The following is a 15,944-nucleotide window of genomic DNA, read 5'->3' on the forward strand; positions in this document are numbered from 1 at the left end:
AACTACCTATAATTAAGGACAAATATTAAAAATAAAGCGCTCAGCTATCATATCAAATTGCGAAAGTATGCAGTCTTTTCCCAAAATGTTACTGGTTTCGATGAGGGCTTTGAGGCGGGATAACTCGAAGTTCTCGCTGATCGACTGAGATGGTTCTCGGTGACTTAAATGCCATGGTTCTTGAGCAACCCCGCCTTGAAAGTATTGATAGGGGTAAAAGAAACCATAGCTTTGAGAGTGTTGTTCCAGCCATTGCGCTAGCGGGTACTGATGGCCGCCTGGTTGATATTCGCTGGGGATCAGCTGCAATTGTTCGCTTGGCGGTACTAATGCTGGACAATATATATCAAAGTCTGAGCCCCAATGATGGCGACTCGCGCCTGGTAGAGCCGACCAATGTAGAATTGCGAGTAGCTTTTGTTCATCGTTTAACTCAGCGGCATCGATAGTCTGACTCTGAGCGTCGAGCAATGGACGTTGCCCAGACCATTTCTGATTCCAAATTTGCAATTGTTTATCAAAGCTTCTAAATCCGCTAGCAACGCTCATAGACAAACCATCAGCTTGAGCGGCGTTGCTCATGTTTTGTAAAGCAAGCACAGTTTGGCCCAGTAGTGAGCCAAAGCTCTCATGAGCTTGTAAGTGGCCATCAAGCTGACCACTGACGTGCTCAAAACTTAAGTCGAATACAGGCATTTAGCTAAACAGACGCTTAAGTAGTTGGTAGTACATATCACATAGCTGTTCTAGGTCAGAAACTTTAACGCACTCATTTACTTTATGGATTGTGGCATTAACCGGGCCTAATTCAACGACCTGAGTTCCCATTTTTGCAATGAAGCGACCATCGGAAGTACCACCAGTGGTAAGCAGCTCTGGTGGCGTCTTAGTGACATCAGAAATGGCGGAACTGACGGCGTTTCTAAACTCCCCATCATGGGTCAAGAAAGGCTGTCCGTTATAGGTCCACGTTAAATCGTAGTCTAGTCCATGGGCGTCGAGCATGGAATGAACCCTTGCTACAATCTCTTTATCGGTCAGTTCAGTACTATAGCGAAAGTTGAATTGAACCTTTAATTCACCTGGTATGACGTTTGAAGCGCCAGTACCTGCTTCAATATTAGCAATTTGAAAGCTAGTTGGCGGGAAAAACTCGTTGCCATTATCCCAGTGACTTGCTGCAAGCTCCGCTAGTGCTGGTGCTGCGTCATGTACTGGGTTTTTAGCTAAATGAGGGTAGGCTACGTGTCCCTGAATCCCCTTAACCACAAGGTCTCCGGTTAAAGAACCACGGCGTCCAACCTTAACCACGTCACCAATACTGTGAGTTGAAGATGGCTCACCAACCAAGCACATATCGATAATTTCGTCGCGGGCCATTAAGGTGTCTACGACTCGTGTGGTGCCGTTAATAAACGGGCCTTCTTCATCGGAAGTGATTAGAAAGCTGATGCTGCCTTTGTGCTTTGGAAAATCGACAACAAAGCGCTCTGTTGCCACGATCATCGCAGCCAGTGAGCCTTTCATGTCAGCTGCGCCACGCCCATGCAGATAGCCATTGATGATGGTAGGTTCAAATGGCGACGTATGCCACGCTTCACTTGGGCCAGCTGGAACTACGTCGGTATGACCGGCAAAGCAAAACAGGGGGCCATCAGAGCCTCGTCGTGCCCAAAAATTGGTAGTGTCTTCGAAAACCATGGATTCTATATCAAAACCGATAGCTTTGAGTCTTTCGCTCATTAACTCTTGGCAACCACAATCGAGTGGCGTGACCGAAGGTCGAGATATTAAGTCTTTTGCTAACGCGAGAACAGGACTGTCTTGAATGCTCATATCAATTATTACCTTCAAAAATGTCAAGATACTGCTGTGGTTTGAAACCCAAGTAGCTTTTGTCTTTGTGAATTAATAAAGGCCGTTTAATGAGAGCGGGTTGCGCTAGCATTAATTCAATTGCACTGGACTCATCCAAAGCTGCTTTTACAGCGTCATCAAGTTGTCGAAAAGTAGTACCACGTTTGTTGATGAGCACTTCCCAACCTAAGACTTGCGCTTGGTGTTTGAGAAATTCTGCATCGAGTCCGTCTTTACGGTAATCAATGTATTGGTATTCAATCCCTGAGTCATCAAGCCAGCGCTTTGCTTTGCGAATGGTGTCGCAATTTGAGATGCCATATATCTGGGGCATTCTTTGTCCTTTAATATCTGGAGAATCTTATGTTGTTTTGCGGCTGAATTGTTACATGTTGCGCAGCAGGACTCAATTGTTAACGCAATCGTTCGTATTATCGGTTTAAAGCAACAGCTTTGCTTAAGCCGACAATACGAACCAAATGTACATTGAGATAATAGAGAGAGGGTGGTGATAGCGACTAAAGATTACTTGCTGCTATGCGTTTTCCCAAGTAATTCCGTCTTGGTGATGAAGCGCACCTTCAAGCATCTCGATCAGTGGAATCGCTCTTTGTTTAAGCGACGGTTGCCAGTTTTCGTTTTCTACCGCGTCTTCATCGTCTTGTTCGCTATCTGTTGCCGGGGCGTTGACGACACTTAAAAGGCTCTTGAGCGCATCATGTATATCGTCAGCATGTAATCCGGCAGGAATGTTACCACTGCAATCCATTGCCAATATAAGCTGCTTAGCCACATCACCAAACATTGTGATATCGCCATGATTATTACTTTTAAAGATGACCAACATAGTATTTTCCAAGCGTTTATAAGAATTGTTAAACCCAATACACAATATCCTCGTATTTCTCTGCATTTTCCAGCATTTCGTACAAAGGATAAGCGCGATGGTTTAAGTTTGGTTGCCAATGGCTGTGCGGATGGATTTCTTCGGTGGTTTCTTCGACAATTTTGAGGCGTTTCGTCAATTGGTGCTTTGCTTCGGGAATATCTAAGGTATGGATAGCGCCTGGGACTTTACCGCTACATCCCATACAGTGAATAAGAAGCTGTGCATCACTGCCAAACATAACAATATCGCCATGATTTGCACTTTTGAACGTAACTAACATACGCGGACCCTTAATAACACATCGACAAAAAGGGTGACAAAACCATGCATTAGATGTTCTAGGAATCAAAGGCGCTAAGGTTTGCCAGTCATCGCTATTTTGACAATAAGTGAGGGGATTACTAGAGGATACCTAAGGACTTGTGAAGGGCTTTACAAATATGCAAAAACAAAAAAGGCTATCAGTGATAGCCTTCTCAAATTAAAATATCAACAATTACTTAATTACTGTTAATACCGCTGTTTCAGCTAATGTTACTGTGCCTGAATGTTTTACTAGCTCTTTGAGCTCATCCATATTTGAAATCACAACTGGGGTTAACGTCGACTTCGCTTTCTTTTCAAGCAACTCAAGATCAAACTCAATAATGGTATCGCCCATTTTAACATCTTGACCTTCTTCACCGATGCGGGTGAAGCCTTCACCTTTTAGTTCAACAGTGTCGATACCGAAATGAACAAAAAGCTCTACGCCGTCACTGGTTTCCATTGAAAACGCATGGTTAGTTTCAAAGATTTTACCAATGGTTCCATCGCAAGGGGCAACCATGCGATTTCCTGTAGGTTTAATAGCAATGCCATCGCCAACAATTTTCTCGGCAAATACTACATCTGGAACTTCTTCAATTGGCACAATCTCGCCCGAAATTGGAGCGATAATGTCAATACCAGCTTTGGTTTCTGTACTTGAACCGGATACCATTTTTTTGAATGAATCAAATAAACCCATTTCGTGCTCCTAATCAGGATTGAGCGGTCTAGCTGACCGCTTTTTGTTTAATAAAGTTGTTCACCAAACTTGTAATTTCATCAGCGGTAGGCGCTTGTAGCGCTTGTTCTGCAAGTTCTTGAACATCACTAAAGTTACAGTTACGAATCAGTTTCTTAACACTTGGTACTGAGATTGAACTCATTGAAAACTCATCAAGTCCCATACCCAATAGCAGTAAGGTTGCGGTTTCATCACCAGCTAATTCGCCGCACATACCGGTCCACTTGCCAGCAGCATGTGAAGCATCAATGACTTGTTTGATTAGGCTAAGAACCGCAGGTGACATTGGGTTATATAGCGCTGAGATCAATTCATTACCCCGGTCTACGGCTAGCGTATACTGAGTTAAGTCATTGGTACCAATACTAAAGAAGTCTACTTCTTTAATAAGGTGATGTGCAATAGCTGCAGCAGCAGGAGTCTCAACCATCACGCCAATTTCGACATTTTCATCGAAATCTTTACCTTCTTCGCGCAATTGGTCTTTGAGTTTCGCAAGGGTTGCTTTCAAACTGAGAACTTCTTCAACAGAAATGATCATCGGGAACATGATACGCACTTTACCAAATGCCGAAGCACGAAGTAGGGCGCGTAACTGGTCAAACATAATGTTCTCTCGGTCGAAGAATATGCGAATCGCTCGCCATCCTAAGAACGGGTTCATTTCTTTTGGCAAATCAAGGTAAGGCAAATCTTTATCGCCACCGATATCCATGGTTCGGATAATCACGGGTTGGCCTTGCATTGACTCAACGACTGCTTTGTATGCGTCAAATTGCTCATCTTCTGTCGGCAGTTGGTCACGGTCCATAAACAAGAACTCGGTGCGGTAAAGGCCTACACCTTCAGCGCCGTTACGGTGAGCGCCGTCACAGTCCTTAATGGTTCCGATATTTGCACAAACTTCAACTTGATGGCCATCGAGCGTGATAGCCGGCAGGTCTTTAAGCTTGGCAAGTTCTGCTTTCGTCTCAATGTGGTCTTGTTGTAAACGCTTATAATGAGCTAATTGTGTTTCACTTGGATTCACAACGACTTCATTGTTTAGTGCATCTAGAACCAAGAAGTCACCCGATTTTACTAACTCGGTTACATTGTTGGTACCCACGATTGCTGGCAGCTCAAGCGAGCGGGCCATGATCGAAGTATGCGCTGTACGCCCGCCGATATCAGTGACAAAACCCAAAACTTTATCTAGGTTGATTTGAGCTGTTTCAGATGGGGTTAAATCATTGGCGATTAAAATAACTTCTTGGCTAATGGTGCTTAAAGAAACCATTTCCATGCCTAGAATGTTTTTTACTAAGCGATTTCCAATATCTCGAAAGTCTGCAGCACGCTCTTTCAAATATGGGTCGTCGAGCTCTGCCAACATTTGAGCATTCTGTTCGATGATACTTTGCGCAGCATTTTCGGCAGTCATACGACTATCGCGAATGTTTGCAATAATTTCTTCTTCAAGCTCTTCGTCCTCGAGCAGCATAATATGCCCCTCGAAAATAGCTTCTTTTTCTTCACCGAAAGTTTTACCGGCCATTTCTTTAATTTCTTCTAATTGCTCAGAAGTTTTTTGACGGCCATCGAAAAAGCGCTTTACTTCAACTTCTACATCCGCTGTCGCAACTTTGGATGTATTTATAACGACTTTCTCTTCCTTGAGCAGCAATGCTTTACCGAATGCTATCCCTGGTGAAGCGAGAATACCTGAAATCATAATCTAATTACCTATGTTGCCAATGAAAACCAAGTTGCAATACTGCTTATTCAAGTTCGTCCATCAATGCAACCAAGTGTTCTACAGCTTTTTGCTCATCTTCACCTTCAGCGCTAATTGTAACTTCTGTACCTTTAGTTAGACCAAGAGTTTGAAGCTTGAAAAGGCTTTTTGCACTTGCTGATTTACCATTGCTAGCAACAGTAATAGTACAAGGGAAAGCTTTCGCTTCTTTTACGAATTGAGCTGCTGGACGAGTGTGAAGGCCATTTTCTGCGGTGATAACAACATTTTTCTCAAACATATTCGCATTCCTAAGGTTGTGCGCTGAACAATTCAGCAAAAGTAAAATCGAGCTAAGCTTGGTGATATTTCTAAAACTCAGTCTAAATCGTAGTTGGAGATATGAAAATTTCCACTAAAGTTATTTTTTGTCGAGAAATATGTATCAAAAAAATAACTTTTTGTTACAAATGGAAATATTTACTCCGCTTTAATGTTGCGTGAAGTATAGGATTAGGCTTGAATATGACAAAACAAAATAGAGTTAATTTTCGTTGCGAAATAAGAATTGTGATGCAGCTCAAAAAAAAGCGCCGTTCTGGCGCTTTTTTATACAGAATTTAAGCGGGTTATCGCTTATTGCAGGTTTTCTTGGTCAGTGAAAATGTCAGCAAATAGTGCCGAACTTAAATAACGCTCACCGGAACTAGGAAGTATTACGACAATAGTTTTGTCAGCAAACTCTGGTCGAGCTGCAATTTGGTTAGCTGCAACAACGGCTGCACCAGACGAGATACCCGCTAGAATACCTTCTTCTTCCATTAATCGACGCGCCATGTCAATTGCATCATCATTCGATACGTGTGCTACTTCATCGACAAGGTCCAAGTCTAGGTTGCCAGGAATGAAGCCGGCACCGATACCTTGAATTTTGTGAGGCCCTGGGCTTAAGTCTTCACCAGCTTTTGCTTGTGCAATAACAGGAGAATCAACAGGTTCTACAGCAACACTGGTGATTGCTTTACCTTGCGTGTTTTTAATATAACGACTAACACCTGTAATAGTACCGCCTGTACCAACACCGGCTACGAACACGTCGATGTCGCCATCGGTGTCTTCCCAAATTTCTGGGCCAGTCGTTTGCTCATGGATCTCTGGGTTAGCTGGGTTGCTGAACTGCTGTAGCAATACATATTTCTCAGGATCTGAGTTGCGAATTTCTTCAGCTTTATCGATAGCACCTTTCATACCTTTAGCGCCTTCGGTTAACACTAGGTTAGCGCCCAAGGCTTTAAGTAGCTTACGACGCTCTAAGCTCATCGTGTTTGGCATTGTCAGTGTGATGGAGTAACCACGAGAAGATGCAACAAATGCTAAAGCAATACCTGTATTACCACTGGTTGGTTCGATTAATTCTTTACCAGGAGTTAAAATGCCTTTTTTCTCAGCATCCCAAACCATGTTTGCACCAATACGGCATTTTACGCTGAAACTTGGGTTGCGAGATTCAACTTTTGCTAATACTCGGCCATTTGAAACGCGGTTTAGACGTACTAGCGGAGTTTTGCCAATCGTTAGCGAGTTATCATCGTAAATTTTGCTCATTGATTCTTCCTTAAAATTTGTACGTAGGGTCATCGCGATGGACTACCGTTGCTTTGCAACAAGGAGCAAGACCCGTCTATTGAATTCAGTTACCCATGCAGCATATCCCTTGCGGGCGAGAAGGTTAAGGAACGTTTTTTTATAACCTTATGTAATTAAGCGATAAGTTGATATAGCTAAAGGTAGTGAGGCGAACCAAGGATACAATTGTTGAAGGTATGCCAAGCTTATGAATGATAAGTAATTTAGCCCATGCTGCCTGCAGCAACCTGGGCATGGCCATTAATGATTCTGATGACGGTAGTGGTCAACCCACATGGCGGTGGCGCCACAAACTGAAACCGGCATGATAATCAGGTTAATTATCGGCAAGCTTGCACAAATAGAGACTAGGGCACCAAAGCTCAAATTTTGTAGTCGGTGCTGAGCAAGTTGTTGGCGCATTGTCTTAAAGGGTACTCGATGATTATCAAAGGGGTAGTCGCCATATTGAATTGTCATCATCCAGGCGCCAAAGATGAACCACAGCGGCGCTGCTACAACCTGTCCAACACCGGGTATCAAAAACACCAAAAAGATCCCGATTGCTCTAGGCAACCAGTACCCAATTTTTTGTAGTTCTCGCATCAAAATTCTTGGGACATCTTTTAGCATGTCCCAAATACCGGTGGAGTCAGCGTCTCCCGATACGAGGAACTGCTCGGTTTTCTCGGCAAGCAGTCCGTTAAATGGCGCGGCTATAATGTTAGCCAGCATGCTAAAACTAAAACCATAGACTAACAGCACACTTATAATAGCTAGCGGCCATAGGATCATATTCAACCATTGCAGCCACGTAGGTAACATGCCTAAAGCTTGGTCAATCCAGCCTCCAAGTTGCTGATACAACCAAAAGAAACTCAATCCGAATAGTAAAACATTGATAACTAGTGGCACGACAACAAAAAGGCGTAAGCCCGGCTGGGAAATGAGTTGTAATCCCTGTAATAGATAAGCAAAGCCTTGATGTCTCTGTTGGCTTGCGTCCTGATGAGCGTTCACACAATAATCCTATAAAATTTTAGGTCACCAAGATAACCATTTTACGAATCGTTGCCAATATTAATACCCAAAGTCTTGAGTTGATATTGATGTTCTTGCTAGTAATCGATGGTATGGCACATTGATGTCAGCTTTAGATCAAAACGTTTGTCGCGATGCTAAGTCAGCTTTGTTACAGTTTGCTGTGTCTAATAATGCAGAGTTTTGGAATGCGCCTCAAACAAGTACGTCTTGCTGGGTTTAAATCATTTGTTGATGTAACCAAAGTTGATTTTCCAAGTGCCTTAACCGCAATCGTTGGGCCAAATGGCTGTGGTAAATCCAATATAATAGATGCCGTACGCTGGGTGCTTGGCGAAGCATCTGCGAAAAATCTACGTGGTCAATCCATGACCGATGTAATATTCAATGGCGCTTCGGGGCGTAGTGCGGCTAATAGAGCAATGGTTGAACTCATTTTCGACAACCGAGAACACAAGCTCGGTGGCGCTTACAGTGCTTATACCGATATTGCTTTGCGAAGAGAATTATTAAGTGACGGTAGTAATCACTACTATCTTAATGGGCAACGCTGCCGCAAACGTGATATCAGCGATATCTTTTTAGGCACCGGCTTAGGGCCTCGCAGCTATGCGATCATTGAACAAGGGATGATATCTCGATTAATCGAGTCTAAACCAGCTGAATTAAGGGTACTAATCGAAGAAGCCGCAGGCGTTAGTAAGTATAAAGAACGTCGGCGCGAAACCCAATTAAGGATTGAGCACACGCAAACCAACATGCAACGTTTGTTTGATATTGAAACCGGCTTAAGTCAGCTAACGGATACGCTAAAAGTACAGGCTGAGTCAGCGCTTAGTTTTCGTAAACTTCGCCAGCAGCAACGTGAATTAAAGCAATTAGAATACTATCAGTCTCGCAATCAAGCTGTAGCTCAGTCGCAACATAACGATCAGCAAATAACTAAACTTCAATCTGAAATCCATCAACTTGAACAAGCCTTGACCTTAAAAGAGAATCAGCGACAAATTGTAAGTCTTGATTTAGAACGCGAATACGACAATCAGCAGAAAAAACAGCAGCAGCAGCAAAAGCTAGAAGCGCAGCAGCATCAGCTCCAACAATCAATCGCGATGTCAAAACAAGCTCAGCTACAAAAATCGGAGCGTATGCAGTCTCTGCGCGTTGAAATCAACAAAACCGAGCAACAACTACAACAACAAACCGAGCAGCAAACCCAGCTGTTGCGTGTGCAAGAACAACATACTGAAACGCTAGAACAGCAAGGGAAAACGCTTGAATCTATTCAAGGTGAATACAGCCAGGCTCAACAGCAATTAGCCAAAGATCAAGCGGCATTCGATGCAAGCAATTGGCTTGTGCAACAACAGCAATCGCAACATCTAAGTGCGCAAAAAGAATTATCTCTTGCACAGAAATCATTGTCGAGCCTGCAACAACAGTTAATGACTGTACAGGGAGTTGAACTAGCCCAACTACAGCAAAGTAAAGCCATACAGATAGCTAAAAAACAGCAGCTTGATGCGTGTGAATTATTACTTGAAACAGCCAAAACGGCTACGGAAAAACTAGAGCGTCAAGTTGAAATCGAGTCCTTAAGCTTGGACGGCATTCAAGCTACTATCCAAAAATTGGAAATGAGCAAGCACGAACAACAACTAGCGCTAAACATTTTAAATCAGCAACTTGAAGATTGTGACTCTCAATTGTCTGAGCAGAGTTTGGGACGATTGGTCACGGTAAATGCGCCTTGGGCTATGGCATTTGAGCAAGTGCACAGTCGATGGATGAAAGTACCAGTTGTTAGTGCGCTCCCTAGTGACATTATGAGTGCTGTATTCACTAACCCAAAACAAGTCCAATCCGGTGAGAGGCATCGCGACCTAGCATTGCTGTCAAACTTAGCCAGTCAATGTCAACCCCGAAATCTAGCGCTATTTGCTGAAAATATACTACTGTGCACCAGCCTTCAACAGGCTTGGGACTTGCGTTCGCACTTGCAACAGCATGAAAGTTTAATAACTTCAGAAGGATATTGGATCGGTCAGAATTGGCAACTGATGGACCTTCCTGTTAAGCGCCTTAATTGGTCTGGGCTGCAGCAAGATATAGAAACTCAAACCAAGACCCTTGCTGTAGCCAAAATGCATGTCAGTGAAATGCTTACGTCTCAGTTGCAGCAACAACAACATTGCGCCCAAATACAGCAACAGCTAAATGAAGCCAAAGAACAATTTGTGACGCATCAAAATAATAAGCATGTTGCTGAGCTTGAAGCGCAACAAGCCAAGTCCAAGCTGGAGTCTTTAAGTGCTCAAGATCATGCAGCTCAAGCGCAACGACAAGTGATACAACAGCAGCTTTCAGAGCAGCGCCAACAATGCCAAGATTTACAACTTGTTCTAGAACAGATCGCTAGTGAGCAAGCTAAGGGGCAAGCTGTTGAGCAGCTACAAACGCAATGTGAGAGCGCGAGACAAAATGTAATCTCGCTTGAAAAGCAGTTAACAAACGCCAAAAAAGCGCAAGAAGACTGCCTAGGGAATTTGCATCAACAGCAGATTAAATCTGCCGCACTAAGCGCTCAAATTGAGCAGCGACAAAGCTTTCTAGCTGAGCAGCATAAGAGCTTATCCAATCTGGAGCATGCCAAAGTCGAAACTCAAGACGACTTAAGCCAATTGCGCCTAAATAAATTAGAGCATGAGTTAGCTCAAATCGCAGAGCAACTAAATCTTAGCTTAGAACAGCGTCGTGACCGGTTAACCTTGATAGATCAGATGCAACATGGCGTTAAAACTCAACAAAAGAGCATTGAGAAGCAGCGCAAATTAATGCATGCGCTTGAGCTTAAACAAGAATCAGTAAAAACGCGTCTCGAAGCCCTCGACCAGCAGTATCAAAAAAATCCAGAGCTTGCCAGTTTAGAAGTACCAAGCCGAGAGCGGCTGCTTGAACAACATGATTTTGAACACGAGTTTGAAGACATTCAGCAAAAAATAGAGCGGCTAGGGCCGGTCAATTTGGCAGCGGAGCTGGAACTAAAAGACAAACAGGCTGAGCTCGAAGCCATGATAGAACAGCGCCGAGACTTAGACTTATCGCTGGAGCAGTTAGCTGCGGCGATTGCATTAATTGATAAACAAAGTAGTCAACAATTTAACCAGACCTTTGATCAAATTAACCAACATATTGCAGTGTTGTTTCCCCAAGTATTTGGGGGTGGTAAAGCCTATTTACAGCGCTGCCCCATTGCAGGTGATAGCGATGAAAACGAACAAGGCTTGCGTATCATGGCGCAACCACCGGGCAAAAAGAATAGCAGCATTATGTCGTTATCGGGTGGCGAAAAAGCGCTAACGGCATTAGCGCTAGTTTTTGCTATATTTGAACTAAATCCAGCACCCTTTTGTATGCTTGACGAAGTCGATGCACCTTTGGATGACGTTAATGTAGGGCGGTTTGCGAATATGGTTGAGCAAATGTCGCAACGGGTCCAGTTTGTGATGATTACCCATAATAAGCAAAGCATGGAGAAATCCAGTCAGCTTTTAGGGGTTACGATGCATGAGGCTGGAGTGTCAAGAGTGGTGTCAGTTGATGTAGAACAAGCACTTACTTGGTTGGAATAGTGTGCAATTGAACAGTAAACCGAATGTCGACTATCGCAATGTGTTACACAATAGTGTATAAATCGAGTTAGTGCCTTCATTTTAAGACTAAAAATAAAGAGACGTATTGCATGCAGGAACTTCGCATAGTCCTAATTGTTGTCGGGATCATATTAATTGTTGCCTTACTAGCCCATGGATTTTGGAGCAGTCGCAAGAATCGTCCCGTTAAACTTAAAGATGCTAAGACTAAAGCTAAATCGAAGAAGAAAAAAGCGGACTTAGGTCCTCGAGACGATCAAGGATTTGACGAGTTTGGCTTAGGCGAAGCACGGGTAATTGGTGATCCTCTTTTTCAGGATTTAAGTGAATCAGAAGAATCTGTTAGCAATGCTAATGCTTCTGGCTTAGATGAATCAGAAGCCCATGGAACTATCTCAAATCCTCCTCCGGCTCAATCTGCTCCATCGCCCTATAGTGAGCCAGCGCTTACTCAAGCCGAGCAGGTACCGGTTAATGAAACGCCAAGTGAGCGACGCGAGCCTGCTTTTTCGTTTTCGGCTCTTGATGATGAACCCAGTGCTGTAAATGTTGAGCCAACGCCAGCTGCTCAAACAAGCCCAAGCCCTGCAACTAATCCAACGCGTTCAGCTTTTGAATTGCAAATTGAAGATGCAATCCCTGAGCCCGTTGCAGCAAACCCAGAGCCTAGTGAGCCGAGCCTTAGCCCGTCGACAAATGAGAGCCGCATTGAGCCAGAGTTAAGCGCCAGCACAGATAGTGAAGTACCTAGCCATCCACAGCCTGAAGACGTGTTTGTACTAAACGTCGTTGCCCAGCGCGGTAAAGCGTTTAGTGGTTTAGACGTTGTTAATTGCTTAGATAGCCATGGTTTGTTCTTTGGTGAAATGGATATATTTCATCGCCATGAGGACAATTCTGGACACGGTTCGGTGGTGTATAGCGTTGCTAACATGCTTAACCCAGGGGTATTCAATATGGATACTATCAAGGAATTTGAAACCCGTGGCATGACCTTCTTTATGGCGGTTCCTGGTCCGGGAGAACCATATAAAAACTTCAATATGATGCATACGACAGCGCTTGCGATTGCTCGCGAACTCAATGGCTTGTTGGTCGACGACCAACGTAACCCGCTGACGCAGCAAACCTTGAACCATTATCAGCAAAGGGTACGCGAATACGAACGCAAGCAATTGTTGGCCGCTCAATAGGCTATTTGTGTTCCTTGCTATCCAATAAGGCCTCTGTTTACAGGGGCTTTTTTTTCAGTTTTTACTAGTAAAGCGGCAGTCATCCGCATTTGCTTTGCAAATTATTAAAGAGAGTTTTAGATATGTCAGCAGCCGATCAAGTCCAACAACTGCGCCAACAGCTCGAAGAGTTAAACTATCATTATTACGTACTTGATGAGCCTAAACTGCCGGATTCAGAATACGATCGCCTGTTTCGAGAGCTACAAGCGCTAGAGCTCAGTAATCCCAAATTACGCGATCCGCAGTCACCGACGCAACGTGTGGGTGGGGCGGCGTTAAGCGCGTTTAGCCAAGTTGAACACGATCAAGCGATGTTGTCCTTAGACAATGCTTTTAGCGAAGATGAACTCCGTGCTTTTGATAAACGTATTTCCGAGCGACTAGCCCTAAATGAGCCGCTTGAGTATTGCGCTGAGCCTAAGTTAGATGGTTTGGCTATCAGTTTAGTTTACGAGAATGGCATGCTAACACGCGCGGCCACCCGCGGTGACGGGCGAGTAGGGGAAGATGTTACGGCCAATGTTCGCACAATTCGCTCCATACCTCTTAGCTTACGTGGCGATTTTATTCCGCAAAAAATAGAAGTTCGAGGCGAAATTATCATGCCTAAAGCTGGTTTTGAGCGCCTAAATCAAGAAGCGTTAGCAAAGGGCGAAAAAACCTTTGCTAATCCGCGCAATGCCGCGGCAGGAAGTTTGCGTCAACTTGATCCCAAATTGGCAGCTAAGCGTCCCTTGGGCTTTTATGCTTATGCCTTAGGTGCTGTTAGTGAAACACTTGCCGGCAGCCACTTTGATAATCTACAACGTTTAAAAGACTTTGGCTTTCCAGTCAGCGCAGAACTTAAGCGTGTTGATGGACTAAAGGGTTGTTTAGATTACTACCAGTCAATTGGCGCTCGTCGAACCGATTTGCCTTATGAGATTGACGGTGTGGTTTATAAAGTCGATAGCATTGCCTTGCAGCAGCAACTCGGTTTTGTTGCGCGAGCGCCGCGTTGGGCGATTGCGCATAAGTTCCCTGCCCAAGAAGAGTTAACCATACTTAAAGATGTTGAGTTTCAAGTCGGCCGCACTGGGGCAATAACGCCAGTTGCGCGTTTGGAGCCTGTATTTGTAGGCGGCGTTACGGTGAGTAATGCCACCTTGCACAATAGTGATGAAATTGAACGACTTGGCATAAAAATCAACGATACAGTGGTTGTGCGTCGTGCCGGTGATGTAATTCCGCAAGTTGCACGGGTGATACTAGAACGTAGGCCCGAGGACGCAATAGATATTCGTTTCCCTGGTGAGTGCCCGGTGTGCGGCAGTGAGTTAGAACGCATTGAAGGCGAAGCCGTTATTCGTTGTAACAATGGACTAGGTTGCGCGGCGCAGCAAAAAGAGGCGCTAAAGCACTTTGTGTCGCGCAAAGCGCTCGACATTGACGGCATTGGCGACAAGTTGGTTGAACAGCTGGTTGACGCAAACCTGCTACACAGTCCTCTGGATATTTTCTACTTGAAAGACCAGGTTGGCGCGCTCATGAATCTAGAGCGAATGGGAGAGCGCTCGCTTGAAAAATTGCTAGAAGGTATCGAAAAGGCCAGACAAACCACCTTGGCCAAGTTTGTCTATGCCTTGGGTATTCGAGAGGTTGGTGAAGCGACTGCCAGTAACCTTGCCCTGTATTTTAAAACCTTGCCTGCCATCAGCGGTGCAAGTTTGGAAACGCTGCAAAAAGTTCCTGATGTTGGCGAAATAGTAGCAAAACATCTACGCTTCTTTTTTAAAGATGAAAAGCACTTAGACTTAGTTGAACGTTTGGCTCTTGAGCTAAATTGGCCTGAAATTGAAGAACGTGAACAAGCCTCATTGCCATTTGACGGTAAAGTGTTTGTGCTTACGGGCACCATGAATCAAATGGGCCGCAGTGAAGCAAAAGCCCAGCTACAAAACTTAGGTGCTAAAGTCACCGGCAGTGTGTCGAAGAAAACCGATGTGGTCATTGCTGGAGAATCTGCGGGTTCTAAGTTAACCAAAGCACAAGACTTAGGTCTTGAGATTTGGGATGAGCAAACAATGCTTGATGAATTAGCAAAATATGGGTAAATCTAAGGTTAAAATCGAAGTCTGCATCGATAATATCGAGTCGCTGCACACCGCTATTGAAGCTGGTGCTGATCGCATTGAGTTATGCAGCGCGCTAGCACTCGGTGGTCTATCGCCTAGCTGCGCATTACTTAGCTACGCCATAGCCAATAGCCCCATTCCTATCTATGCCATGGTACGCCCAAGAAGTGGTGATTTTGTATATAGCGCCGCCGAAGTTGACATGATGTGCTTTGAGATCGAACAATTTAAATCCCTAGGCGTGCACGGCGTTGTACTAGGTTTACTTGATTCCGAAGGGCTATTGCCGCAAGCTGATTTAAAACGTTTGGTGGAAGCTGCAAACGGCGTAGGTTTGACCTTTCATCGTGCTTTTGATCTATGTAGCGATTGGCAAAATGCCTTAGAAACTCTAATCGATTTTGGTTTCGAGCGTATTTTGAGTTCTGGCCAGAGAGCCAGTGCGATTGAAGGTATTGCTACGCTTGAAGCAATGGCTACGCAAGCTGATGACCGCATTAAAATCATGCCCGGCGCAGGACTTAATGCAAGTAATGCGCAGCAGATTGTAGAACAAACCGGAGCGGGTGAAGTTCACCTCTCGGGCAAAGGCAAACGTGAATCACTTTTCACGGGGACCTCGAATGCGGTGATGGGGCAAGACGCGGACCTTGATCGTTGGATAGATGTTACCGATTTTAAGAAAGTAGCAGCTGTTAGACGACTTTTCTAAGTTTGCTTGGCTTGCCAAAGCCATATATAGCTGGGTTGAATTGAAACAA

At 44.4% G+C, this 15,944-nt stretch carries 14 protein-coding genes; 4 read left to right on the forward strand and 10 right to left on the reverse strand.

All coding sequences use genetic code 11. From position 1 onward, the window contains the following. Positions 1-12: 12 nt before the first annotated feature. The 10 genes from DBZ36_RS12540 to cysZ form a co-directional block, all read right to left on the reverse strand. Positions 13-696, reverse strand: a complete 684-nt coding sequence (locus DBZ36_RS12540; protein ID WP_120355287.1) for a M15 family metallopeptidase — start codon at positions 694-696, stop codon at positions 13-15. Then, positions 697-1,836: a succinyl-diaminopimelate desuccinylase gene (gene dapE, locus DBZ36_RS12545; RefSeq protein ID WP_199711858.1), complete on the reverse strand. Its 1,140-nt coding sequence runs from the start codon at positions 1,834-1,836 to the stop codon at positions 697-699. A gap of 1 nt (position 1,837) precedes the next feature. Next, positions 1,838-2,191: an ArsC family reductase gene (locus tag DBZ36_RS12550; RefSeq protein WP_120355288.1), complete on the reverse strand. Its 354-nt coding sequence runs from the start codon at positions 2,189-2,191 to the stop codon at positions 1,838-1,840. Between the two features lie 201 nt (positions 2,192-2,392). Beyond that, the gene (locus DBZ36_RS12555; RefSeq protein ID WP_158589093.1) at positions 2,393-2,704 is read right to left on the reverse strand and encodes a DUF1840 domain-containing protein; all 312 of its coding nucleotides are present in this window, start codon (positions 2,702-2,704) and stop codon (positions 2,393-2,395) included. A 28-nt stretch (positions 2,705-2,732) separates the two neighbouring features. Then, positions 2,733-3,026, reverse strand: a complete 294-nt coding sequence (locus DBZ36_RS12560; protein ID WP_120355290.1) for a DUF1840 family protein — start codon at positions 3,024-3,026, stop codon at positions 2,733-2,735. Positions 3,027-3,242: 216 nt separating this feature from the next. Next, entirely contained in the window at positions 3,243-3,755 is a 513-nt protein-coding gene (gene crr, locus DBZ36_RS12565) for a PTS glucose transporter subunit IIA (RefSeq protein ID WP_120355291.1), read from the reverse strand. Positions 3,756-3,783: 28 nt separating this feature from the next. Continuing rightward, complete coding sequence (gene ptsI, locus DBZ36_RS12570) at positions 3,784-5,511, reverse strand: phosphoenolpyruvate-protein phosphotransferase PtsI (RefSeq protein WP_120355292.1); 1,728 nt, start codon at positions 5,509-5,511, stop codon at positions 3,784-3,786. Positions 5,512-5,557: 46 nt separating this feature from the next. Next, a complete protein-coding gene (ptsH, locus tag DBZ36_RS12575; protein ID WP_120355293.1) occupies positions 5,558-5,815 on the reverse strand; it encodes a phosphocarrier protein Hpr in 258 nt (85 codons plus the stop codon). Between the two features lie 335 nt (positions 5,816-6,150). Beyond that, complete coding sequence (gene cysK, locus DBZ36_RS12580) at positions 6,151-7,119, reverse strand: cysteine synthase A (protein WP_120355294.1); 969 nt, start codon at positions 7,117-7,119, stop codon at positions 6,151-6,153. Positions 7,120-7,401: 282 nt separating this feature from the next. Beyond that, positions 7,402-8,160, reverse strand: coding sequence for a sulfate transporter CysZ (gene cysZ, locus DBZ36_RS12585; protein WP_120355295.1), 759 nt, complete (start codon positions 8,158-8,160; stop codon positions 7,402-7,404). A 209-nt stretch (positions 8,161-8,369) separates the two neighbouring features. Between cysZ and smc the strand changes: the two genes are divergently transcribed. From smc to DBZ36_RS12605, 4 genes are all read left to right on the forward strand, one after another. Continuing rightward, positions 8,370-11,813: a chromosome segregation protein SMC gene (smc, locus tag DBZ36_RS12590; RefSeq protein ID WP_158589094.1), complete on the forward strand. Its 3,444-nt coding sequence runs from the start codon at positions 8,370-8,372 to the stop codon at positions 11,811-11,813. 110 nt (positions 11,814-11,923) lie between these two features. Further along, positions 11,924-13,027, forward strand: a complete 1,104-nt coding sequence (zipA, locus tag DBZ36_RS12595; protein ID WP_120355297.1) for a cell division protein ZipA — start codon at positions 11,924-11,926, stop codon at positions 13,025-13,027. Positions 13,028-13,149: 122 nt separating this feature from the next. Then, complete coding sequence (gene ligA, locus DBZ36_RS12600; protein WP_120355298.1) at positions 13,150-15,162, forward strand: NAD-dependent DNA ligase LigA; 2,013 nt, start codon at positions 13,150-13,152, stop codon at positions 15,160-15,162. Then, positions 15,155-15,895, forward strand: a complete 741-nt coding sequence (locus DBZ36_RS12605) for a copper homeostasis protein CutC (protein ID WP_120355299.1) — start codon at positions 15,155-15,157, stop codon at positions 15,893-15,895. The genes ligA and DBZ36_RS12605 overlap by 8 nt, the downstream gene beginning before the upstream one ends. Positions 15,896-15,944 lie beyond the last annotated feature (49 nt).

The sequence above is a fragment of the Alginatibacterium sediminis genome, from assembly GCF_003610775.1.
Classification (GTDB): Bacteria; Pseudomonadota; Gammaproteobacteria; order Enterobacterales; family Celerinatantimonadaceae; genus Alginatibacterium; species Alginatibacterium sediminis.

What these genes read in the sequence shown, in the direction of transcription:
- DBZ36_RS12540 (WP_120355287.1), bottom strand. Translation starts at nt 696, where the DNA reads ATGCCTGTATTCGACTTAAGTTTTGAGCACGTCAGTGGTCAGCTTGAT.
- crr (WP_120355291.1), bottom strand. Translation starts at nt 3,755, where the DNA reads ATGGGTTTATTTGATTCATTCAAAAAAATGGTATCCGGTTCAAGTACA.
- zipA (WP_120355297.1), top strand. Translation starts at nt 11,924, where the DNA reads ATGCAGGAACTTCGCATAGTCCTAATTGTTGTCGGGATCATATTAATT.
- DBZ36_RS12550 (WP_120355288.1), bottom strand. Translation starts at nt 2,191, where the DNA reads ATGCCCCAGATATATGGCATCTCAAATTGCGACACCATTCGCAAAGCA.
- DBZ36_RS12605 (WP_120355299.1), top strand. Translation starts at nt 15,155, where the DNA reads ATGGGTAAATCTAAGGTTAAAATCGAAGTCTGCATCGATAATATCGAG.
- ptsI (WP_120355292.1), bottom strand. Translation starts at nt 5,511, where the DNA reads ATGATTTCAGGTATTCTCGCTTCACCAGGGATAGCATTCGGTAAAGCA.
- DBZ36_RS12555 (WP_158589093.1), bottom strand. Translation starts at nt 2,704, where the DNA reads ATGTTGGTCATCTTTAAAAGTAATAATCATGGCGATATCACAATGTTT.
- dapE (WP_199711858.1), bottom strand. Translation starts at nt 1,836, where the DNA reads ATGAGCATTCAAGACAGTCCTGTTCTCGCGTTAGCAAAAGACTTAATA.
- smc (WP_158589094.1), top strand. Translation starts at nt 8,370, where the DNA reads ATGCGCCTCAAACAAGTACGTCTTGCTGGGTTTAAATCATTTGTTGAT.
- ligA (WP_120355298.1), top strand. Translation starts at nt 13,150, where the DNA reads ATGTCAGCAGCCGATCAAGTCCAACAACTGCGCCAACAGCTCGAAGAG.
- DBZ36_RS12560 (WP_120355290.1), bottom strand. Translation starts at nt 3,026, where the DNA reads ATGTTAGTTACGTTCAAAAGTGCAAATCATGGCGATATTGTTATGTTT.
- cysK (WP_120355294.1), bottom strand. Translation starts at nt 7,119, where the DNA reads ATGAGCAAAATTTACGATGATAACTCGCTAACGATTGGCAAAACTCCG.
- ptsH (WP_120355293.1), bottom strand. Translation starts at nt 5,815, where the DNA reads ATGTTTGAGAAAAATGTTGTTATCACCGCAGAAAATGGCCTTCACACT.